The 387-nt window shown below is 39.8% G+C and carries 1 protein-coding gene; it reads left to right on the plus strand.

Features of this window, described 5'->3' with window-relative positions; genetic code table 11:
- On the plus strand, positions 1 to 387 hold a 387-nt coding region (locus BM613_RS15460; RefSeq protein ID WP_219930738.1), incomplete at both ends, for a beta propeller repeat protein.

Below are 387 nucleotides of genomic sequence, written 5' to 3' on the forward strand. Positions count from 1 at the left end.
ATTTCATTTACAACATCCGTCGCTAAGCCCATCCGTACAATTTGACCCTGTTACTGAAAATATAGGCTGGCTACTTATGCCTAAATCATATACTTATCCCAAACAATCTCAAGAAAAAAATATATTATGGATAACAAGAGACGGCGGGGATATTTGGACTCCATTAGAACTCCCTTGGGAATACCCTGCTATACTTGACTTTCTAAACTCAAAGGTTGGATTCATTTCTACTTATCAGCGTTTCCCTGATACAATCCAAATTCCATCCGCCAATCTATATTTTACTAAGACCGGAGGGCGGAGTTGGACTGAATTGACTAAAGCGTTCCCCGGTCAGCTCTGGATAAAATTTATCACACCTACCGTTGGATTCACATCAAGTAATTG

Source organism: Sulfoacidibacillus thermotolerans, from assembly GCF_003144315.1.
Lineage (GTDB): Bacteria > Bacillota > Bacilli > Alicyclobacillales > SLC66 > Sulfoacidibacillus > Sulfoacidibacillus thermotolerans.